General features: G+C 64.0%; 21 protein-coding genes. 13 read left to right on the forward strand and 8 right to left on the reverse strand.

Annotated elements, in window-relative coordinates; all coding sequences use genetic code 11:
• Nucleotides 1–458: 458 nt before the first annotated feature.
• Both rhtA and CAG22_RS26315 read left to right on the forward strand, forming a co-directional pair.
• On the forward strand, nt 459–1346 hold the full coding sequence (gene rhtA, locus CAG22_RS26310; RefSeq protein WP_085706484.1) for a threonine/homoserine exporter RhtA: 888 nt from the start codon (nt 459–461) through the stop codon (nt 1344–1346).
• 190 nt (nt 1347–1536) lie between these two features.
• Entirely contained in the window at nt 1537–1818 is a 282-nt protein-coding gene (locus CAG22_RS26315) for a hypothetical protein (protein ID WP_025338390.1), read from the forward strand.
• Nucleotides 1819–1860: 42 nt separating this feature from the next.
• Here CAG22_RS26315 and CAG22_RS26320 read toward each other — a convergent pair whose 3' ends face one another.
• Nucleotides 1861–3669, reverse strand: coding sequence for an aminopeptidase P family protein (locus tag CAG22_RS26320; protein WP_085593388.1), 1809 nt, complete (start codon nt 3667–3669; stop codon nt 1861–1863).
• Nucleotides 3670–3889: 220 nt separating this feature from the next.
• Between CAG22_RS26320 and CAG22_RS26325 the strand changes: the two genes are divergently transcribed.
• Together CAG22_RS26325 and CAG22_RS26330 are read left to right on the forward strand one after the other, a co-directional pair.
• Complete coding sequence (locus CAG22_RS26325; RefSeq protein WP_085706485.1) at nt 3890–5008, forward strand: DUF3182 family protein; 1119 nt, start codon at nt 3890–3892, stop codon at nt 5006–5008.
• On the forward strand, nt 4992–5762 hold the full coding sequence (locus tag CAG22_RS26330; RefSeq protein WP_025338387.1) for a S9 family peptidase: 771 nt from the start codon (nt 4992–4994) through the stop codon (nt 5760–5762). The genes CAG22_RS26325 and CAG22_RS26330 overlap by 17 nt, the downstream gene beginning before the upstream one ends.
• Here CAG22_RS26330 and CAG22_RS26335 read toward each other — a convergent pair.
• Together CAG22_RS26335 and CAG22_RS26340 are read right to left on the reverse strand one after the other, a co-directional pair.
• A complete protein-coding gene (locus CAG22_RS26335) occupies nt 5741–6121 on the reverse strand; it encodes an antibiotic biosynthesis monooxygenase (protein WP_085693449.1) in 381 nt (126 codons plus the stop codon). The two genes, CAG22_RS26330 and CAG22_RS26335, sit on opposite strands and share 22 nt — an antisense overlap.
• Nucleotides 6122–6227: 106 nt before the next feature.
• On the reverse strand, nt 6228–7211 hold the full coding sequence (locus CAG22_RS26340; protein WP_085593384.1) for a GlxA family transcriptional regulator: 984 nt from the start codon (nt 7209–7211) through the stop codon (nt 6228–6230).
• 82 nt (nt 7212–7293) lie between these two features.
• Here CAG22_RS26340 and CAG22_RS26345 point away from each other — a divergent pair, with 82 nt between their 5' ends.
• The gene (locus CAG22_RS26345) at nt 7294–7842 is read left to right on the forward strand and encodes a cysteine hydrolase family protein (protein ID WP_085706486.1); all 549 of its coding nucleotides are present in this window, start codon (nt 7294–7296) and stop codon (nt 7840–7842) included.
• Between the two features lie 142 nt (nt 7843–7984).
• On the opposite strand, the gene CAG22_RS26350 is transcribed toward CAG22_RS26345, so the two are convergent.
• Nucleotides 7985–8548, reverse strand: coding sequence for a helix-turn-helix domain-containing protein (locus CAG22_RS26350; protein WP_085593380.1), 564 nt, complete (start codon nt 8546–8548; stop codon nt 7985–7987).
• Between the two features lie 83 nt (nt 8549–8631).
• On the opposite strand from CAG22_RS26350, the gene CAG22_RS26355 reads away from it, so the two are divergent.
• The 7 genes from CAG22_RS26355 (at nt 8632) to CAG22_RS26385 (ending at nt 15790) form a co-directional block, all read left to right on the forward strand.
• Entirely contained in the window at nt 8632–9582 is a 951-nt protein-coding gene (locus CAG22_RS26355) for a DMT family transporter (protein WP_085706487.1), read from the forward strand.
• 150 nt (nt 9583–9732) lie between these two features.
• Nucleotides 9733–12648 carry a monovalent cation/H+ antiporter subunit A gene (locus tag CAG22_RS26360; protein ID WP_085706488.1) on the forward strand — a complete coding sequence of 972 codons (2916 nt, stop codon included), beginning with the start codon at nt 9733–9735 and terminating at the stop codon, nt 12646–12648.
• Nucleotides 12648–12992, forward strand: a complete 345-nt coding sequence (locus CAG22_RS26365) for a Na+/H+ antiporter subunit C (protein ID WP_013971840.1) — start codon at nt 12648–12650, stop codon at nt 12990–12992. Before CAG22_RS26360 ends, CAG22_RS26365 begins: the two co-directional genes overlap by 1 nt.
• On the forward strand, nt 12989–14668 hold the full coding sequence (locus tag CAG22_RS26370; RefSeq protein WP_085665521.1) for a monovalent cation/H+ antiporter subunit D: 1680 nt from the start codon (nt 12989–12991) through the stop codon (nt 14666–14668). Before CAG22_RS26365 ends, CAG22_RS26370 begins: the two co-directional genes overlap by 4 nt.
• Entirely contained in the window at nt 14665–15153 is a 489-nt protein-coding gene (locus CAG22_RS26375) for a Na+/H+ antiporter subunit E (protein ID WP_025338379.1), read from the forward strand. The genes CAG22_RS26370 and CAG22_RS26375 overlap by 4 nt, the downstream gene beginning before the upstream one ends.
• Nucleotides 15150–15428, forward strand: coding sequence for a K+/H+ antiporter subunit F (locus CAG22_RS26380; protein ID WP_003259015.1), 279 nt, complete (start codon nt 15150–15152; stop codon nt 15426–15428). The genes CAG22_RS26375 and CAG22_RS26380 overlap by 4 nt, the downstream gene beginning before the upstream one ends.
• Nucleotides 15425–15790: a Na+/H+ antiporter subunit G gene (locus tag CAG22_RS26385; protein ID WP_025338378.1), complete on the forward strand. Its 366-nt coding sequence runs from the start codon at nt 15425–15427 to the stop codon at nt 15788–15790. The genes CAG22_RS26380 and CAG22_RS26385 overlap by 4 nt, the downstream gene beginning before the upstream one ends.
• 12 nt (nt 15791–15802) lie before the next feature.
• Here CAG22_RS26385 and CAG22_RS26390 read toward each other — a convergent pair whose 3' ends face one another.
• The 4 genes from CAG22_RS26390 to CAG22_RS26405 all read right to left on the reverse strand — a co-directional run bounded on the left by CAG22_RS26390 (nt 15803) and on the right by CAG22_RS26405 (nt 17668).
• Nucleotides 15803–16015 carry a hypothetical protein gene (locus CAG22_RS26390; protein WP_003259019.1) on the reverse strand — a complete coding sequence of 71 codons (213 nt, stop codon included), beginning with the start codon at nt 16013–16015 and terminating at the stop codon, nt 15803–15805.
• Nucleotides 16012–16482, reverse strand: coding sequence for a hypothetical protein (locus tag CAG22_RS26395; protein WP_003259020.1), 471 nt, complete (start codon nt 16480–16482; stop codon nt 16012–16014). The genes CAG22_RS26390 and CAG22_RS26395 overlap by 4 nt, the downstream gene beginning before the upstream one ends.
• Before the next feature lie 408 nt (nt 16483–16890).
• Entirely contained in the window at nt 16891–17085 is a 195-nt protein-coding gene (locus CAG22_RS26400) for a hypothetical protein (RefSeq protein WP_025338376.1), read from the reverse strand.
• A 178-nt stretch (nt 17086–17263) separates the two neighbouring features.
• Nucleotides 17264–17668 carry a TraR/DksA C4-type zinc finger protein gene (locus CAG22_RS26405; protein WP_003259022.1) on the reverse strand — a complete coding sequence of 135 codons (405 nt, stop codon included), beginning with the start codon at nt 17666–17668 and terminating at the stop codon, nt 17264–17266.
• 428 nt (nt 17669–18096) lie between these two features.
• On the opposite strand from CAG22_RS26405, the gene CAG22_RS28655 reads away from it, so the two are divergent.
• A partial coding sequence (locus CAG22_RS28655) for a hypothetical protein (RefSeq protein WP_218191950.1) occupies nt 18097–18278 on the forward strand: 182 nt, incomplete at its 3' end.

Raw genomic sequence — 18278 nt, forward strand, 5'->3', positions numbered from 1 at the left:
TCACAAGCACCCACACGAATTGCTTGATTCGATTTGTTAAAGAGCGTTTGGTTAAGAGCTTTTCGTCTCAACCGAGGCGCGCATTCTACGCTTTCCTCATTTGCTGTCAAGCGTTTATTTTGAAGTTTTTTGCGAGAAACTCGTTTAGCTTCAAACACTTGACTCAACAGGGTGGCTGGTTTTGCTTCGCTACCGCGTTGGAGTGGTGCGCATTATAGGGCGGCGTTTCAGGAGGTCAACCTTTAATTTCAATAATTTAGAATCTTTTTGAAAAAGACCGCGTCAGGGCCGCCAGGTGCTCGCCGCAAGCCTTGCAGCGCCTGTGAGATCGAGCGCCGCGCGGGCGGCGCCCGATCTCACAGGCACCGAAAATACAACGCCATGCACCTTGCCCCCCATCCTCATAATTGCGCACTATATTGCTCACCCCCACCCCGCTCAAGGATCGCTGCACAGAAATGAACACCCAGCCCCGCAGCCTGGCCGCTACCCTCTTCCCGATCGGCCTGCTGCTCATCGCCATGGCATCGATACAGTCCGGTGCCTCCCTGGCCAAAAGCATGTTCCCCCTCATCGGCGCCCAAGGCACCACCACCCTGCGCCTGATCTTCGCCAGCATCATCATGCTGCTGATCCTGCGCCCGTGGCGTGTGCGCATGACCCGCAACGCCCTGCGCAACGTCATCATCTACGGCATGGCGCTGGGCGGCATGAACTTCCTCTTCTATATGGCCCTGCAAACGGTACCGATCGGCATCGCCGTGGCACTGGAGTTCACCGGCCCGTTGGCCGTGGCGATCTTCTCCTCGCGCCGGCCGATCGACTTCCTGTGGATTGTGCTGGCCATCGTCGGCCTGCTGCTGTTGCTGCCTGCCGGCCATGGCGGGCAGGCCCTCGACCCGGTCGGCGCAGCCTATGCCCTGGGCGCGGGCGTGTGCTGGGCACTGTACATTCTGTTCGGGCAGCGGGCCGGGGCCGAGCATGGCATCCAGAGTGCCGCACTGGGCGTTGTGGTCGCCGCGCTGTTCGTTGCCCCCATCGGTATCGCCCACGCCGGCAGCGCTTTGCTCACACCCGCCGTGATCCCCATGGCCCTGGGCGTCGCGGTGCTGTCCACCGCCCTGCCCTACAGCCTGGAAATGGTTGCCCTCACGCGCATCCCGGCACGCACCTTCGGCACCCTCATGAGCATCGAACCAGCCTTCGGCGCCCTGTCCGGCCTGCTGTTCCTGGGCGAGGTCCTGACGATTACCCAGTGGCTGGCCATCCTGGCGATCATTACCGCGTCGGTCGGCACCACCCTGTCCATGCGCAAGGAACCCAGCCCGGCCGTCGCGGCAGACTGATATGAGAAATATTTTCATTTGAGACAGGATTAATGATTGTAGCGACCCGTCTCGCTCATTAAGCTGTCACAGAATCATCATCTTTACGCTATCTACTGGACCGAACACGGACGCTGGGGAAATTTCAGGAAGAACCGAAGCGATAACGACAGGGCCTGGCAGCTGATCCGCCCTGCATTTAAGGACAGGAATGAAACGTATTTTGCTCATCCTGGCCATCTTGGCTATTGCTGGATGTGCCGCCACGGCCAAGACTGAGGTCAAAAGGGGCAAGAAGGGCCTGCATATCAATTGCTCCGGCCTGTCTTCCTCGTGGGACAACTGCTACAGCAAGGCCGCAAGCTCCTGCAGCACGCGCGGCTACCGGGTCATTGCACGCTCGGGCGATAGCGATGAAGAACCCGGTGACTACTTGTTCGGCATCAACCCGGCGGGTTACACCAGCCGCAGCATGATCGTCATCTGCAAGTAGAAAAAAAGGGCAGCTCGCAAGCTGCCCTTTTCATTTACTACCTTACAAGGGCGCGGTACGCGCCTGCAGCCAGGCCAGCGCGTCACCCTTGAGCAACGGCGCCAGGCGCTCGCGTACCTTGGCGTGATAACCGTTCAACCAGTCCAGCTCTTCCCTGGCCAGCAGTTCGGGCACCAGGCAGCGGGTATCGATCGGGCACAGCGTCAGGGTCTCGAAGTTCAGGAAGTCGCCGAAGGCGCTCTTGCCGGCCTCGCGGTTGACCACCAGGTTCTCGATGCGCACACCCCACTGCCCTGGGCGGTACGTGCCCGGCTCGATCGAGCTGATCATGCCCACCTGCATCGCCGTCTGCGGCGTGGGCGCCGCCTGGTAGGCAATGACCTGTGGCCCCTCGTGCACATTCATGAAGTAACCCACCCCATGCCCGGTGCCGTGGCCGTAATCCACCTGGTCAGCCCAGATCGGTGCCCGGGCAATGGCATCGAGCAACGGCGACAGCACGCCACGCGGGAAGGTGGCCCGCGACAGGGCGATCATTCCTTTGAGTACGCGCGTGCAATCCTGCTTCTGTGCAAGGCTCGGGTTGCCCACCGGCACCATGCGGGTGATATCGGTGGTACCGCCAAGGTACTGCCCGCCCGAATCGATCAGCAGCAGACCATCGCCCTCGATGACCGCATGCGACTGCTCGGTGGCACGGTAATGCGGCATCGCGCCATTGCCATTGAAGGCGGCAATGGTCGAGAAGCTCAACGACACGAAGCCTGGGCGGCGGGCACGCGCGGCACTCAACTGCTCGTCGACCGTCAGTTCGGTAACCCGCTCCCGACCGAGGTTGGCCTCGAGCCAGGCGAAGAACTCGCACAAGGCCGCGCCGTCCTGCTCCATCACCTGGCGGATGTGCACCAGATCGTCATCCCCCTTGCACGACTTGCTCAGGGTGCTGGGGTTGAGCCCCTCGACCAGTTCCACCCCGGCCGGCAGGTTATCCAGCAGGCCGCAGGTTACCCGGGCCGGGTCGACCAGCAATCGGCTGCCGGCCGGCATGGCGGCAAGGGCATTGCCTGCTTCGGCGTAGTCGCGCGCCTCGATACCGTCGGCCGCCAGCACCTGGCGTAGATGATCGTCGAGCTTGTCCTGGCCGACGAACAGGATGGCCTGCTGCTGGCTGATCAAGGCAAAGGCGACGAACACCGGGTTATAGGACACATCGCTACCGCGCAGGTTGAACAGCCAGGCAATGTCATCCAGGGTAGCGATGAAATGCCAGTCGGCCCCCTTGGCCTGCACGCTCTGGCGCAACTGCGCCAGCTTCTCCGCACGGCTTACCGTGGCGTGCGGTGGCAAATGCTGGTAGACCGGGTTGCCTGGCAGCGCCGGGCGCCCTTCCCATACCTGGCCCAGCAGGTCCTTGTCCGTCACCAGTCGCGCCCCGCGCGCCTTCAGCCGGTCGCCAAGCTGGCGCGCCGAAGCCAGGGCCATGACCGCACCGTCTACCGCCACGCTGCCATTGGTCTCGACGTGATCGCCCAGCCATTCCAGCGCACCAGGCTTGCCCGGCAACAGCTTCATCAGCTCGATGCCGCTGCCAGCCAGCTCGTGTTCCGCCTGTTCCCAGTAGCGGCTATCGACCCACAGCCCGGCAAAGTCAGCCGTGACCACCAGCGTGCCGACCGAGCCGTGGAAACCCGACAGCCACTGGCGCCCTTGCCAGTAACCGGGCAGGTATTCGGAAAGATGGGGGTCGGCCGAGGGTACCAGCAAGGCATCGATGCCCTCTGCGGCCATGGCCTGGCGAACCTGCGCCAGGCGCTGCGGCACGCTTTGCCCAAAGGTGGTCTGAACGTTCATGCGCTCTCCTGCGGCTACATCACGGTTTATCCAGTGTGCCGATAATGGAACAGCCGCCGAAGCCCTGCAATCGTGGCGACCGACACACGGCATGCATTGCCCGTCACGCCCTGCGCATACCAGACATTTCCTACAGACGGGCCAGTACCACCGATCAAGTTCCGCTGAACTTCCTCAAAGCACCGGCTTCACACTCAGTACATTCATTGCACACAGGCAAATGACCATGCCCAATGCCTGCGCCCCTAAAAGCGGCGTGGTGCTGCTCGACACCCGCGCGCACACCCCCGACCACGAGCATGCCGTGCACCTGAAGCTTGCCGATGGCCTGGCCCGCCTGTTGGGCTGCCCACACGTGCAACCCGGCCAGCCACCAAGCGCCACCGATGGCTACTACTACCTGCCCACCGAAACCCTGGTCGATCCCAAGCGCCATGCCGCCCTGGGCATCTGCAGCGAGCAGGACCTGTTCGGTGGCCTGGTCGCACACCCCTACATGGCGACCAAGGCGATCTCCCACCCGTTGCCGGCCGGGGCCAGTTTCCCGCCGGGCTGGACCGATGCCTTCGCCCGCCAAGCCAGCGACGCCCTGCTGCGCGGCTACACCGTGTTCAGCAAGGCTGATGCGCGCACCGCCGCACCGCTGTTATTGGCGGACGGCCCGTTGCGAATCAAGCCGGTACTGGCCTGCGCAGGCCGTGGGCAACAGGTCATCACCACGGCCGATGAGCTGGAACCGCTGCTGGCCGGCATGGATGACCAGGACCTTGCGCTGTGGGGGCTGGTGCTCGAGGAAGACCTGAGCGAAGTGCAAACCTTCAGCGTCGGCCAGGTACGTGTCGCCGGCCTGACCTGCAGCTATCACGGTACCCAGCAACTGACCCGCGACCACCAGGGCACGGAAGTGTATGGCGGCTCCGACCTGGTAGTGGTGCGCGGTGACTACCAGGTACTGCTGCAACTGCCGCTGGAGGAGCCGCTGCGCCTGGCCATCAACCAGGCGATGGCCTACGAGCAGGCCGCCGAGCAGCACTTCCCCGGCTTCATCGCCTCACGGCGCAACTACGACATCGCCCGCGGCGTCAATCCCCTGGGCCACCTGCGCAGCGGCGTACTCGAACAATCCTGGCGCCTGGGCGGAGCCAGCAGTGCCGAGCTGCTGGCCTTGCAGGCGTTCGCCGACGACCCGGCATTGCAACGGGTGCGTGCCTCCACCCATGAAGTGTTCGGCACCCCCGAACTGCCCACTGACGCCACCCTCTTTTACCAAGGAAACGACAGTGAACTCGGACAACTCAGCAAATTCGCGCGGATTCGTGAACATGACCATTCAGAGTGAAACCGTTGAACTGCAGGTCGAGGATGACAGCATCGTCGGCACCCTGGTCAGCCCCGGCAGCAAGATGCCGGGCATTCTCTTCGTCCACGGCTGGGGTGGCAGCCAGCAACGCGACCTGGCCCGCGCCCGGCATATCACCGGGCTGGGCTGCGTGTGCATGACCTTCGACCTGCGCGGCCACGAAAAAACCGAAAGCCAACGGCTGACGGTCACCCGCGAACAGAACCTGACCGACCTGCTGGTGGCCTACGACCGGCTGGTAAGCCACCCGGCCGTCGACACCAGTGCCATCGCCATCATCGGCAGCAGCTACGGCGGCTACTTGGCCACCCTGCTGACCCGCGAGCGGCCGGTCAAATGGCTGGCCCTGCGGGTGCCCGCCATGTACTGGGACGACGAATGGAACCTCCCCAAGCAAACCCTCGACCGGCAACGGTTGAACGCCTACCGCCAGCGCCCGCTCGGCCCGGCGGACAACCGCGCACTGGCCGCCTGTGCCGAGTTCGGTGGCGATGTACTGCTGGTGGAGTCCGAGCAGGACGACTATGTGCCGCACAGCACCTTGATGAGCTACCGCTCGGCATTCGTCAGCGCCCATTCGCTCACCCACCGCATCGTCGACGGTGCCGACCACGCGTTGTCCAGCGAAGAGAGCCAGAAAGCCTACAGTTCGATCCTGGCGGCATGGATCAGTGAAATGGTCGTTGGCGCCCGCCTGGACCGCTACCCGCACTACGCGCCCTGGTATGCGTGAGGCTCGCCCACCTGGCAATGCAGGCCGCCATCGGCGCCGCGCACCAGGCTACGCAGGGTCTGGTAGGCAGCAAAGTTGACCCCACGCGCCTGATGCTGGCCAAGCAGTTCGAGGAAAGGTTCCCCGACGAAATAAACGGCCGCCGCTGCCCACGCCTGGCGGGACTGCCATTGCAGGTACTGCAGCACCCGGCTGCCATCGTCGCTGGCCTGGATACTGACACCCTGCAGCCCTTCGCAACGCGCGGCCAGCGCTTCGCTGCGCGCCACCAGCGCCTGGGCCAACGCCTGCTGGAACCTGCCGGGTACTTCGTATTCGATCATCTGGGTAAACCACAGGGCATGGGATGTTGCCGTCATGAACGGTCTCCTGGTGACGGACGCCTACAGCGCGATGCCGAGCAGGGTAAAACCTCAAGTTATGTCAAGGTCAAGCGGTTTTCCGCACCGGGAATGCCCCCGTGCCCTAACCCGATACCGCGAAGCGCCGCCGGTAATCACTCGGGGTCAGGCCGGTGATGCGCTGAAACACCTTGCGAAACGCACCCGGGTCCTGGTAACCGACGCCCCAGGCGATCTGCTCGACATTGCGCCGGGTGAACTCCAGCAAGCGGCACGCCCGCCCCACCCTCACCTGCTGGCAGTACTCGGTTGGCCGTAGCCCCGTGGCAGCACGAAAACGCCGCAGGAAGGTGCGTTCCTCCAGCCCCGCGCACGCTGCCATGCTGGCCAGGTCGGCATCCTGCCCACCGTTGCCCTGCAACCAGTGCTGCACTTTCAGCACCGCCTCATCGCCATGGTCCAGGCGTGGATTGAACACTGCACCGGGCAGTGGCGCCGCGACCGGGTCGACCGCCAGGTAGCGGGCAGTTTCCCGCGCCACCGTCGCGCCCATGAAGCGCTCCAGCAAGCGCAAGCCCAGGTCGGTCCAGGCCATCAACCCGGCCGAGGTGACGATGTCGCCATCGTCCAGCAACGGTTGCTGGGCCTCGACCCGCACCTTGGGAAAACGCTGGGCAAGCGAATGCACGTAGTTCCAGTGGGTGCAGGCCGGGCGCCCGTCGAGCAGGCCACTGGCGGCGATGAAGAACACCCCGATGCACACCGACGCCAGCACCGTGCCGTGCCCGTGCAACTGGCATAACGATGCACGATGGCGCTCAAGCAGCTCACCCTGAGGTGCCGACTCCAGGCTCGGCGGAATGATCAGCACCCGCAGATCGGCCGCGGCGGCAGGTGGACTCTCAGGGGCAGGCTGCAAGTGCCCCGCTTCGTCCGCCTGCCAGAAGCTGATACGCACCGATGGCAACTCGACGGCACCCAGTTCGGCAACCACCCGATTGGCCACCAGGAACAGGTCGGCCAGCCCATGCACGGCAGCACGTTGCGCACCTGGGTACAGCAGCAGGCCGATGTCCAGGCTGGCGGGGTTGTCAGTTTTTGCCTGCATAGTGTCGTTCGCGCCAATCCTCAGGTCAGTGCACACAGCCTATAACTAACGTCATCCAACGACTACTGCCACAGGAGGCAGCATGAGCAAGCAGGCGCTGATCATCATCGACATCCAGAACGACTACTTCCCGGGCGGCAAATGGACCCTCGATGGTGCCGACCAGGCGGCCGACAATGCTGCCCGCCTGTTGGCGGCGGCGCGTGAACGGGGCGACCTGGTGGTGCATGTGCGGCATGAGTTCGACAGCGCCGATGCGCCGTTCTTCGCGCCAGGCTCGCAGGGTGCGGCGATCCATGCCAAGGTCGAGCCTCAGGCCGGTGAACCGGTGGTGCTCAAGCACAAGGTCAACGCCTTCCTCGGTACCGACCTTGAGCACACGCTGGACCGGCATGGCGTCGAGGCCCTGACCATCGTCGGCAGCATGAGCCACATGTGCGTCGACGCCGCCACCCGGGCCGCGGCCGACCTGGGTTACGACGTGACCGTGGCGCACGACGCCTGTGCCACGCTGCCACTGGAGTTCGATGGCAAGCGGGTGCCGGCGGCGCAGGTGCATGATTCGGTGATGGCGGCATTGGCGTTTGCCTATGCCAAGGTGGTCAGGACCGATGAGTTGATAGGAGACTGACCACGAACCTTGGGTTGCCCATACGGGCCTCATCGCCGGCAAGCCAGCTCCCACAGGCCCACCTTCAGGCTCAGAGCCAGCGGCGAACCTGTGGGAACTGGCTTGCCGGCGATGAGGCCCTGGAGGCAGCAACACCTCTCGATCAAATCACCACATTGCGCACAAACCGCACCGCCACCGCCCCATCGTTGCGATAGGCATACCGACAGTTGCTGGGAAACACATGGAACTGCCCGACCTGCAGGCGATGCTCGACCCCTTCGATAATCAGCGTCAGTTGCCCTTGCGCCACATAGATCTGCTCGCTCCAGCCCTCGGCATCAGCCTCGCTGGAATAGCACTCGCCCGGTGCCAGGGTCCATTCCCACAGCTCCACCTCGCGCCGCGCCACACTGCTGCCCAGCAGCACCGCCCGGCTCTGCGGGTGCTCCCCGGCCCAGGCCAACTCTTCGATGCGCCCGGGATCACGCTGGTCAGGTGCCTGGATCAGGGTACTGAAAGCCACGCCCAAGGCTTCGGCAATCAGGTCTAGGGTAGTCAGGCTGACATTCTTTTCGCCCGCCTCGATCGCCACCAGCATGCGCCGGCTGACACCGGAGCGTTCCGCCAGAGCCGTCTGGCTCATGCCCGTGGCATTACGCAGGCTGCGTACATTGAGGCTGACATGTTGCAGCACCGATGCCCGGTGCGAGGAATCTTTGTGCACTATATTGCTCACTGGTCGGTATTGCGCAGTATACTGCCCACTTTGCGGCGATTGTGCGCCGCCCCCTCCGAGTGCGCAAGACCATGAGCCAGCCCAGCAGCAAACCGACCCCTGCCATTGCCTTTCGCCTGAGCAAGGCCGAACTGGTGCTGGTGTTCATCACCATGCTGTGGGGCGGCACCTTCCTGCTGGTGCACAACGTGATGACCGTCAGCGGCCCGATGTTCTTCGTCGGCCTGCGCTTCGCTGCAGCCGCGCTGTTCGTCGGGGTGGTCTCGGCGCGGGCGCTGCCGGGGCTAACCTTCACCGAACTGAAGGCCGGCATGCTGATCGGGGTGTCGATCATGCTCGGCTACGGCCTGCAGACCATGGGCCTGCAAACCATCAGCAGCAGCCAGTCGGCGTTCATCACCGCGCTGTACGTGCCGTTCGTGCCGCTGCTGCAATGGCTGGTGCTGGGCCGGCGCCCCGGCCTGATGCCCAGCATCGGTATCGGCCTGGCGTTCATCGGCCTGATGCTGCTGGCCGGCCCTGAGGGTGGCAGCCTGCACTTCAGCGAAGGCGAGCTGGTAACCCTGGTCAGCGCCGTGGCCATTGCCGGCGAAATCATCCTGATCAGCCGCTACGCGGGCCAGGTCGATGTGCGCCGGGTCACCGTGGTGCAGCTGGCGACCGCCTCGCTGCTGGCGTTCCTGATGATCGTGCCGACCCAGGAGCGCATACCCGACTTTTCCTGGCTGCTGCTGGCCAGTGCCGTGGGGTTGGGCGCCATGAGCGCGGTGATCCAGGTGGCAATGAACTGGGCGCAGAAGTCGGTCTCGCCCACCCGCGCCACCCTCATCTATGCCGGCGAACCGGTATGGGCCGGGATCGTCGGGCGCATCGCCGGTGAGCGCCTGCCGGGCGTGGCACTGCTCGGCGGCCTGCTGATCGTGATCGCGGTGGTGGTCAGCGAACTCAAGGTGCGCCGTCCGCGCGAGGTGGCCGAAGCACGGGACGTGCAGGATGAAGGCGAACGCCAGGCTGGCCTGTAAAGCCGCCAACTGCGGCTATGCTTTGTAAGAATCTGTTATAAAAAAACAGCTTGTCACAGCCTGTTTGTAGGATTCTGCGACAGCTTGCGTGTTGGTGATCAACCCCTCGGCACGTATGATTCTTTGCAAACTTCTCCAGAATAGAACGCTATGTCATTGATAGTGCTATTGCTTCTGCCGTTCGTGGGCAGTTGCCTGGCAGCCGTGCTGCCGCACAACGCACGTAACGCGGAGTCCATTCTCGCCGGGCTCGTGGCCCTGGTCGGCGCTGTCCAGGTAGCACTGCTGTACCCTCAGGTTGCCCACGGTGGCGTGATTCGCGAAGAATTCCTCTGGCTGCCCAGCCTGGGGTTGAACCTGGTGCTGCGCATGGACGGCTTCGCCTGGCTGTTCTCGCTGCTGGTGCTGGGCATCGGTACGCTGGTGTCGCTGTATGCCCGCTACTACATGTCGCCACAAGACCCGGTGCCGCGCTTCTTCGCCTTCTTCCTCGCCTTCATGGGCGCCATGCTCGGCCTGGTGATCTCCGGCAACCTGATCCAGCTGGTGTTCTTCTGGGAACTCACCAGCCTGTTCTCGTTCCTGCTGATCGGCTACTGGCACCACCGTGCCGACGCCCGCCGCGGCGCCTACATGGCGCTGATGGTCACGGGCGCGGGCGGCTTGTGCCTGCTGGTGGGTGCCCTGCTGCTCGGCCATGTGGTCGGCAGCTACGACCTGGACAAGGTCCTGGCTGCCGGCAACACCATCCGCCAGCATGCGCTGTACCCGGTGCTGCTGCCACTGATCCTCATCGGCGCCCTGAGCAAGAGCGCACAATTCCCCTTCCAGTTCTGGCTGCCCCATGCCATGGCAGCGCCCACCCCGGTATCGGCTTACCTGCACTCGGCGACCATGGTCAAGGCAGGGGTGTTCCTGCTGGCGCGCCTGTGGCCGGTGCTGTCGGGCAGCGAGGAGTGGTTCTGGATCGTCGGCGGTGCCGGCGCCCTCACCCTGCTGCTCGGCGCCTTCGCCGCCATGTTCCAGAACGACCTCAAGGGCCTGCTGGCGTACTCGACCATCAGCCACCTGGGCCTGATAACCCTGCTGCTGGGCCTGAACAGCCCGCTGGCCGCCGTCGCGGCGGTGTTCCACATTCTCAACCACGCCACCTTCAAGGCCTCGTTGTTCATGGCCGCCGGCATCATCGACCACGAAAGCGGTACCCGTGACATCCGCCGCCTCAGCGGGCTGATACGCCTGGTACCATATACCGCCACCCTGGCCATGGTCGCCAGCGCCTCGATGGCCGGCGTGCCGTTGATGAACGGTTTCCTGTCCAAGGAAATGTTCTTCGCCGAAACGGTGTTCATCAGTTCCACTGCCTGGGTCGAGGCCACGCTGCCGGTGATCGCCACCCTGGCCGGCACCTTCAGCGTGGCCTATGCCCTGCGTTTCACCGTCGATGTGTTCTTCGGCCCCACGGCGCAGGACCTCCCGCACACCCCGCACGAACCGCCACGCTGGATGCGGGCGCCGGTCGAACTGCTGGTGCTTACCTGCCTGGTGGTGGGCATCTTCCCTGCCCAGTCGGTCGGCCCGCTGCTGGCCGCCGCCGCCCTGCCGGTGGTGGGCGGCACCCTGCCGGAATACAGCCTGGCCATCTGGCATGGCTGGAACGCGCCGCTGATCATGAGCCTGGTGGCCATGAGCGGCGGTATCGTGCTGTACCTGCTGCTGCGCAAGCAGCTGCGCCTGGGCCGCTTCCCCTACCCGCCGGTGATCGAGCGTTTCAACGGCAAGCGCCTGTTCGAACACGGCCAGGTGCAACTGATGCTGCTGGCGCGGCGCATCGAGCGCCTGCTCACCAGCCGCCGCCTGCAGTCGCAGCTGTTCATGCTGGTGCTCGCCGCCTTCCTCGCCGGCCTCACCCCCATGCTCTACAGTGGTCTCAGCTGGGGCGACCGGCCGAAGATTCCGGGCTCGGGCGTGTTCGTCGCGCTGTGGCTGATCGCCATTGCCTGCGCCATCGGCGCCGCCTACCAGGCCAAGTATCACCGTTTGGCGGCGTTGATCATGGTCAGCGTCTGCGGCCTGATGACCTGCATCACCTTCGTCTGGTTCTCCGCGCCCGACCTGGCCCTGACCCAGCTGGTAGTGGAAGTGGTCACCACCGTACTGATCCTGCTCGGCCTGCGCTGGCTGCCGCGGCGGATCGAAGGCGTATCGCCGCTGCCGGGCAGCCTGGAGCGTGCGCGCATGCGTCGCCTGCGCGACCTGCTGCTGGCGGTACTGGTAGGTGGCGGCATGGCCGTGCTGTCCTACGCCATGCTCACCCGGCCGACGCCGAACGACATTTCCTCGTTCTACCTGAGCCGGGCCCTGCCCCAGGGCGGTGGCACCAACGTGGTCAATGTCATGCTGGTCGACTTCCGTGGTTTCGATACCCTCGGTGAAATCACCGTGCTGGTGGCCGTGGCGCTGACCGTATTCGCCCTGCTGCGGCGCTTCCGCCCGCCGAAGGAAAGCATGCAACTGCCAGCGCAGCAGCGTCAACTGGCACCTGACGTGGTCACCGACCTGATCAACCCACGGCATGCCACCGACACCGCTCTGGGCTTCATGATGGTGCCCGCGGTGCTGGTGCGCCTGCTGCTGCCGATCGCCCTGCTGGTGTCGATGTACCTGTTCATGCGTGGCCACAACCAGCCCGGTGGCGGCTTTGTCGCCGGCCTGGTGATGTCGGTGGCGTTCATCCTGCAGTACATGGTGGCCGGCACCCAGTGGGTCGAGGCGCAGATGAGCCTGCGCCCGCTGCGCTGGATGGGCACCGGGCTGCTGTGCGCAACCCTGACCGGCGCGGGCGCCATGCTGCTGGGCTACCCATTCCTCACCACCCATACCGCCCACCTGCACCTGCCGTTGCTCGGCGATGTGCACGTGGCCAGCGCGCTGTTCTTCGATGTCGGCGTGTTCACCGTGGTGGTCGGCTCGACCCTGCTGATCCTCACTGCCCTGGCGCACCAGTCGGTGCGCGCCTACCGCCCGGGCAACCCGGCGAAAACCAGCCAAGCAGGAGCCGCCTGATGGAAGAAGTGATTGCAGTAGCTATCGGCGTGCTGGCCGCCTCGGGGGTGTGGCTGATCCTGCGCCCGCGAACCTACCAGGTGATCATGGGCCTGTGCCTGCTGTCGTACGGGGTCAACCTGTTCATCTTCAGCATGGGCAGCCTGTTCATCGGCAAGGAACCGATCATCAAGGACGGCGTGCCCCAGGACCTGTTGCACTACACCGACCCCCTGCCACAGGCCCTGGTGCTCACCGCCATCGTCATCAGCTTCGCCATGACCGCGCTGTTCCTTGTGGTGTTGCTGGCCTCGCGCGGCCTGACCGGTACCGACCACGTGGATGGCCGGGAGCGTGACGAATGAGTGGCATGAGCCAATTGATCATCGCGCCCATCCTGCTGCCCCTGGTGACCGCGGCAGTGATGTTGCTGCTGGGCGAGAAACACCGGCAGATAAAAGCCCGGCTGAACCTGCTGTCGACCTTCGCCGGCCTGGCCATCGCGGTCAGCCTGCTACTGTGGGTGCGCACCCAGGGCCAGGCGGAATCGATCGGTGTCTACCTGCCGGGCAACTGGCCGGCGCCGTTCGGCATCGTGCTGGTAGTCGACCACCTGTCGGCCCTGCTGCTGACCCTCACCGGCATCATCGGCTTCAGTGCCCTGCTGTTTGCCCGCGCCCGCTGGGACGGTGCCGGGGCCAGCTTCCACGCACTGTTCCAGATCCAGCTGATGGGCCTGTACGGCGCCTTCCTCACCGCCGACCTGTTCAACCTGTTCGTGTTCTTCGAGGTGCTGCTGGCCGCTTCCTATGGCCTGCTGCTGCATGGCTCGGGCCGCGCCCGAGTGCGTGCCGGCCTGCATTACATTGCCATCAACCTGTTTGCCTCGTCGCTGTTCCTGATCGGCGCGGCGATGCTGTATGGCGTGACCGGCACCCTGAACATGGCCGACCTGGCCCTGAAGATTCCGCTGGTGCCGGAGGCCGACCGCGGCCTGCTGCACGCCGGCGCGGCGATCCTGGCCATGGCCTTCCTGGTCAAGGCCGGCATCTGGCCGCTGAACTTCTGGCTGGTGCCGGCCTATGCCTCGGCCAGCGCGCCGGTGGCTGCGCTGTTCGCCATCATGACCAAGGTCGGCCTGTATGCCGTGCTGCGCCTGTGGACACTGCTGTTCTCCGGGCAGGCCGGGGCCTCGGCGCACTTCGGTGGTGAATGGCTGGTGTACGGTGGCCTGGTCACCCTGGCGGTGGCGGCGGTGTCGATCCTGGCCGCGCAGCGCCTGGAGCGCATGGCCGCCCTCAGCATCCTGGTTTCGGCCGGCACCCTGCTCGGCGCCGTCGGTTTTGCGCAAGCGGCGCTGACCGGCGCGGCATTGTTCTACCTGGTCAACTCGACCCTGGCGCTGTGCGCGTTGTTCCTGCTCGCCGAACTGGTCGAACGTTCGCGCTCGGCCAACGAAGCACCGCTGGACGACGAAGAAGACGCCATGCCGCCACCGCTGGAATCACTGCACCCGCCCAAGGGCATCAACCTCGACGATGAGCAGAAGGTGGTGATCGGCCAGATCATCCCGTGGACCATGGCCTTCCTCGGCCTCAGCTTCATCGCCTGCGCCCTGCTGATCATCGGCATGCCGCCGCTGTCGGGCTTTGTCGGCAAGCTCAACCTGATCAGCGCGCTGTTCAACCCGCAGGGGCTGGGCGTACCTGCCGAGCAGCCGCTGGGCACGGCGGGCTGGGGCCTGGTGGCGTTGCTGATCCTGTCTGGCATGGCCTCGCTGATCGCCTTCGGCCGCGTCGGCATCCAGCGTTTCTGGAAGCCTGAGGAACGCCCGTCGCCGGTGCTGCGCCGCTATGAATGCCTGCCCATCGTCATCCTGCTCGGCCTGTGCATCATCCTCAGCTTCAAGGCCGAACCGCTGCTGCGCTACACCCAGGACACCGCCGCCAGCCTGCAGGCCCCCGACGCCTATATCGAAGCCGTGATGGCCGCCCGGCCGATTCCTGGCCCCACCTCGCTCGACGTACAGGTGCAGCCATGAATCGACTGTTCCCCGCACCGCTGTTATCGGTTTCGCTGTTCGGCCTGTGGCTGTTGCTGAACCTGTCGGTCAGCCCCGGCAACCTGCTGCTGGCTGCCGCGCTCGGCGTGCTGGCGCCGCTGCTGATGGCACCGCTGCGCCCGCAGCATGCCCATGTGCGACGGCCGCTGGCCATCGCCCGGCTGATTGGTCGGGTCGGCATCGATGTGATCATGTCCAACCTGCTGGTTGCCCGTGGCGTGTTGCGCGCCGGCAAGCAGCCGCCGCGCTCGGCGTTCGTGCACATCCCGCTGGCCCTGCGCGACCCGCATGGCCTGGCGGCGCTGTCGATGATTACCACGGTAGTGCCCGGCACGGTCTGGTCCGAGCTGGCGCTGGACCGCAGCGTGTTGCTGCTGCATGTGTTCGACCTGGACGATGAGGCGGCCTTCATCCAGCACTTCAAGGACACCTACGAACGCCCGCTGATGGAGATTTTCCAATGACAGGCCTGCTCGCCAACGCTGTCCTCGCCAGCCTGTTCATCTTCGCCCTGGCCATGGCCCTGGCGCTTATCCGGCTGTTCCGCGGCCCGTCCGCCCAGGACCGGGTGCTGGCGCTGGACTACCTGTACATCCTGGCCATGCTGACCATGCTGGTACTGGGAATCCGTTATGCCAGTGACACCTACTTCGAAGGTGCCCTGCTGATTGCGCTGTTCGGTTTCGTTGGCTCGTTTGCCCTGGCCAAGTTCCTGCTGCGCGGTGAGGTGATCGAATGACTGAAACCCTGCAACTCCCCTTCTGGCTGGAGCTGGTCACTGCCGCGCTGCTGCTGACCGGCAGCCTGTTCGCCCTGATCGGTGCCGTGGGCCTGTTGCGGCTGAAGGACTACTTCCAGCGCATGCACCCGCCGGCACTGGCCTCGACCATTGGTGCCTGGTGCGTGGCACTGGCCTCGATCATCTACTTTTCCTGGCTCAAGGACGCCCCGGTGCTGCACGCCTGGCTGATTCCGATCCTGCTGTCGATCACCGTACCGGTGACCACACTGTTGCTGGCCCGGGCAGCGCTGTTCCGCAAGCGCATGGCGAAAGAGCCGGTACCTGAAGAAGTCAGCAGCGGCCGCGATCGCGGTAACTGAAAGGTTGCCGCCTCACCCTTGGGCCAGGCGCTGCAACTCGCGCCGGACCATGGCCGCATAAGGCGGCGGGCCGAGGCGATACAATTCCCCTGCCACCCAGTTCAACCAGGCGCCCTGCAACTCTTCGCGCCTGGCCAGCAAACGCTCGGCCTCGGCCACGGCATCCGCCTGGTGCTGGCGATGGAACTCGGCACGCGTGGCGGGCGCGTCGTCACTGTGGGTCATTCACTGGCCTTGAAGGTGGTCAGCTCACCTTTGCGCCATTTGGCAACCTTGCCGGTCACCGCCTTGAGCAACTTGCCCAGGCCTTCCTGTACTTGTTGCTGAGCGGCGAACACCAGCATCACACCGTGGCCTTCACGGAACACGATGCCCTCGCCTTCGGGCACCGAGACGAAGGCATAGTCGCCCACGCCATACACGTTCAGCTTGATTTCGCGAAAGCGCATTTCCAGTTTGCCGCCTTCGCGACTGGGCAGTACGGCGGCGCGAAAGTGGTCGCCCACCTTCAGTTCCAACCGCTGCTTGTCATCGACGACCAATGCGCTTTCGGTGTCGATTTCGGCCATGTACAGGCCTTCGGGACTCTGTTCGGTGACATAGACAAAGCGGCCCTGGAACAGCTGGGCCAATTTACCGCGCAAGTCGCCCAGGGCGAACAACGCATGGGTATCAAGAGTGCTGACTGCCAATGAAGTAATCCTCAACCGGTTACAACCCGCCCTCACCCAAGCTCGGTGAGGCACGGCCATTTCTTATCGATAGGCGAAAAGAGTAATGAAGCGATATGCGAAATGTCTGTGCACGCTGGCGATGCAGCGTGCAGGAATCTTTACTCTGGCTTGCCAGATCTGGCCTCAAATACAGGCTTTCGGCATATTCCCGATTCGGGAAGCGTAATGTCTGACAGCAAAACCGCCAGAAAAGATGCGACAGGCAATGCCAGAGCGCACGTGAGAACGGGCCCTGCAATCCATCAGCGCATTACTGGGGGAAGAATATGCACGAAAACACCGAAATTCGTCGAGAGGCAAAGTACATTTCTTACAGGGGAACGCCCTGAACAACACCCGTTCGCTCGTCGGCAGCACTCACTACACTCAGGCCGCCAGGCCCTTCTTCAACTGCTGTTGCCAGGCCGCCTGGCACTCCAGCGCTTCTTCTCGCGTGGCGAATGCGGTACCACGGCGTTCGCCATTGACCAGCACCACCCAGCAGATGCGTTTACCCAGCGCACGCAGTGTGGCGGGCACCCCCGAACCAATCATCACGGCTACATCGACCCGGCTATTCATCATTCCCTCCGGAATTTAATTAGCACCCTAACGATAAAGCCATGATACGCCTGCGTACGGCGCGGAAACAGCGCATCCCGGTACAGCAGTATTACGTACGGGGCAACAAAACCGCCGCCGGAAAGAAACGCAAAAAGCCCCAGGGATCGCTCCGTGGGGCTTGGCACACCGCGCGGGGTTACACCTGGCGCTGGTGGCGGTCGAGCTGCTCGTGGCGCTCCTGGGCTTCGATGCAGTACTTGGTGGTCGGGCTGATCAGCAGACGCTTCAGGCCGATTGGTTCACCGCTGTCATCGCACCAGCCGAAGCTTTCGTCGGCAATACGGTCCAGGGCCATTTCCAGCTGCGGCAGCAGGCGCTGGTCGCGGTCAATGGCGTTTACCAGCCAGCTACGCTCTTCTTCGACCGAAGCCACGTCGGCAGGATCCGACGGGGTGTCCAGGCCTTCGATGGTGGCACGGCTCAGCTCGATGCGTTCATGGGTTTCGACTTTCATCGCCTGCAGCAGGCCAGCGAAGAAAGCCAGCTGGTCAGCGTTCATGTAGTCATCGGCCGACATGGCCAGCAACTGTTCCTTGGTCATCGATTTCTCTATGAAAAAATGTGCATTTGGGCGATTCAGGTGCCGCCGACGCCTTGACATCGGCAGCGGAATTCTTCAAGCGCCAACCGGCACTCTTTTACAGGGGGCGGCAGTCTAAGGCGCCGCGTCGCGTGGAGCAACTGCAATTGGGTGCGAATTTGCTTCCGGTGCCCACATTCCGCCAGTCGGCGCCCTCTGCTCTGCTCTTGCTCTTGCTCTTGCTCTTGCTCTTGATCTTGATCTTGATCTTGATCTTGATCTTGATCTTGATCTTCGCGACTTCAGGAGGCCGAGCAGAGGTCTTGCGGAGGGAGGTGACGGGCATGGATGCCCGTCAAGCGCTGAGGCCCCATGGATGGGGCCTGCAGCGCGTACTCCCGGGAGCAAGACCGGCGCGAGGGAACCCCGTAGCGTAGCGGAGGGGCCGGATGATGGGAGCGCAGCGTTTTTTGGTTACTTTTTGCCGCGTTTGGCAAAAAGTGACTCGCCGTAAGGGCGAAAAGGTGAGTATGCGTCGCCATCGTAAATGGACTATGCGCGAGATCAAGACCAGTACTTTTCCGCTCTTCGCTCTTCGCTCTTCGCTCTTCGCTCTTCGCTTTCAAGCGTG

This window comes from Pseudomonas sp. B8(2017), assembly GCF_002113575.1.
In the GTDB taxonomy this organism is placed as follows: Bacteria; Pseudomonadota; Gammaproteobacteria; order Pseudomonadales; family Pseudomonadaceae; genus Aquipseudomonas; species Aquipseudomonas putida_Z.

Coding starts and splice junctions, on each gene's coding strand:
- CAG22_RS26330 (WP_025338387.1), top strand. CDS start 4,992: ATGACCATTCAGAGTGAAACCGTTGAACTGCAGGTCGAGGATGACAGC.
- CAG22_RS26335 (WP_085693449.1), bottom strand. CDS start 6,121: ATGACGGCAACATCCCATGCCCTGTGGTTTACCCAGATGATCGAATAC.
- CAG22_RS26345 (WP_085706486.1), top strand. CDS start 7,294: ATGAGCAAGCAGGCGCTGATCATCATCGACATCCAGAACGACTACTTC.
- CAG22_RS26370 (WP_085665521.1), top strand. CDS start 12,989: ATGAGTGGCATGAGCCAATTGATCATCGCGCCCATCCTGCTGCCCCTG.
- CAG22_RS26400 (WP_025338376.1), bottom strand. CDS start 17,085: ATGAATAGCCGGGTCGATGTAGCCGTGATGATTGGTTCGGGGGTGCCC.
- CAG22_RS26320 (WP_085593388.1), bottom strand. CDS start 3,669: ATGAACGTTCAGACCACCTTTGGGCAAAGCGTGCCGCAGCGCCTGGCG.
- CAG22_RS26380 (WP_003259015.1), top strand. CDS start 15,150: ATGACAGGCCTGCTCGCCAACGCTGTCCTCGCCAGCCTGTTCATCTTC.
- CAG22_RS26325 (WP_085706485.1), top strand. CDS start 3,890: ATGACCATGCCCAATGCCTGCGCCCCTAAAAGCGGCGTGGTGCTGCTC.
- CAG22_RS26385 (WP_025338378.1), top strand. CDS start 15,425: ATGACTGAAACCCTGCAACTCCCCTTCTGGCTGGAGCTGGTCACTGCC.
- CAG22_RS26375 (WP_025338379.1), top strand. CDS start 14,665: ATGAATCGACTGTTCCCCGCACCGCTGTTATCGGTTTCGCTGTTCGGC.
- CAG22_RS26340 (WP_085593384.1), bottom strand. CDS start 7,211: ATGCAGGCAAAAACTGACAACCCCGCCAGCCTGGACATCGGCCTGCTG.
- CAG22_RS26390 (WP_003259019.1), bottom strand. CDS start 16,015: ATGACCCACAGTGACGACGCGCCCGCCACGCGTGCCGAGTTCCATCGC.
- CAG22_RS26315 (WP_025338390.1), top strand. CDS start 1,537: ATGAAACGTATTTTGCTCATCCTGGCCATCTTGGCTATTGCTGGATGT.
- rhtA (WP_085706484.1), top strand. CDS start 459: ATGAACACCCAGCCCCGCAGCCTGGCCGCTACCCTCTTCCCGATCGGC.
- CAG22_RS26365 (WP_013971840.1), top strand. CDS start 12,648: ATGGAAGAAGTGATTGCAGTAGCTATCGGCGTGCTGGCCGCCTCGGGG.
- CAG22_RS26405 (WP_003259022.1), bottom strand. CDS start 17,668: ATGACCAAGGAACAGTTGCTGGCCATGTCGGCCGATGACTACATGAAC.
- CAG22_RS26360 (WP_085706488.1), top strand. CDS start 9,733: ATGTCATTGATAGTGCTATTGCTTCTGCCGTTCGTGGGCAGTTGCCTG.
- CAG22_RS26355 (WP_085706487.1), top strand. CDS start 8,632: ATGAGCCAGCCCAGCAGCAAACCGACCCCTGCCATTGCCTTTCGCCTG.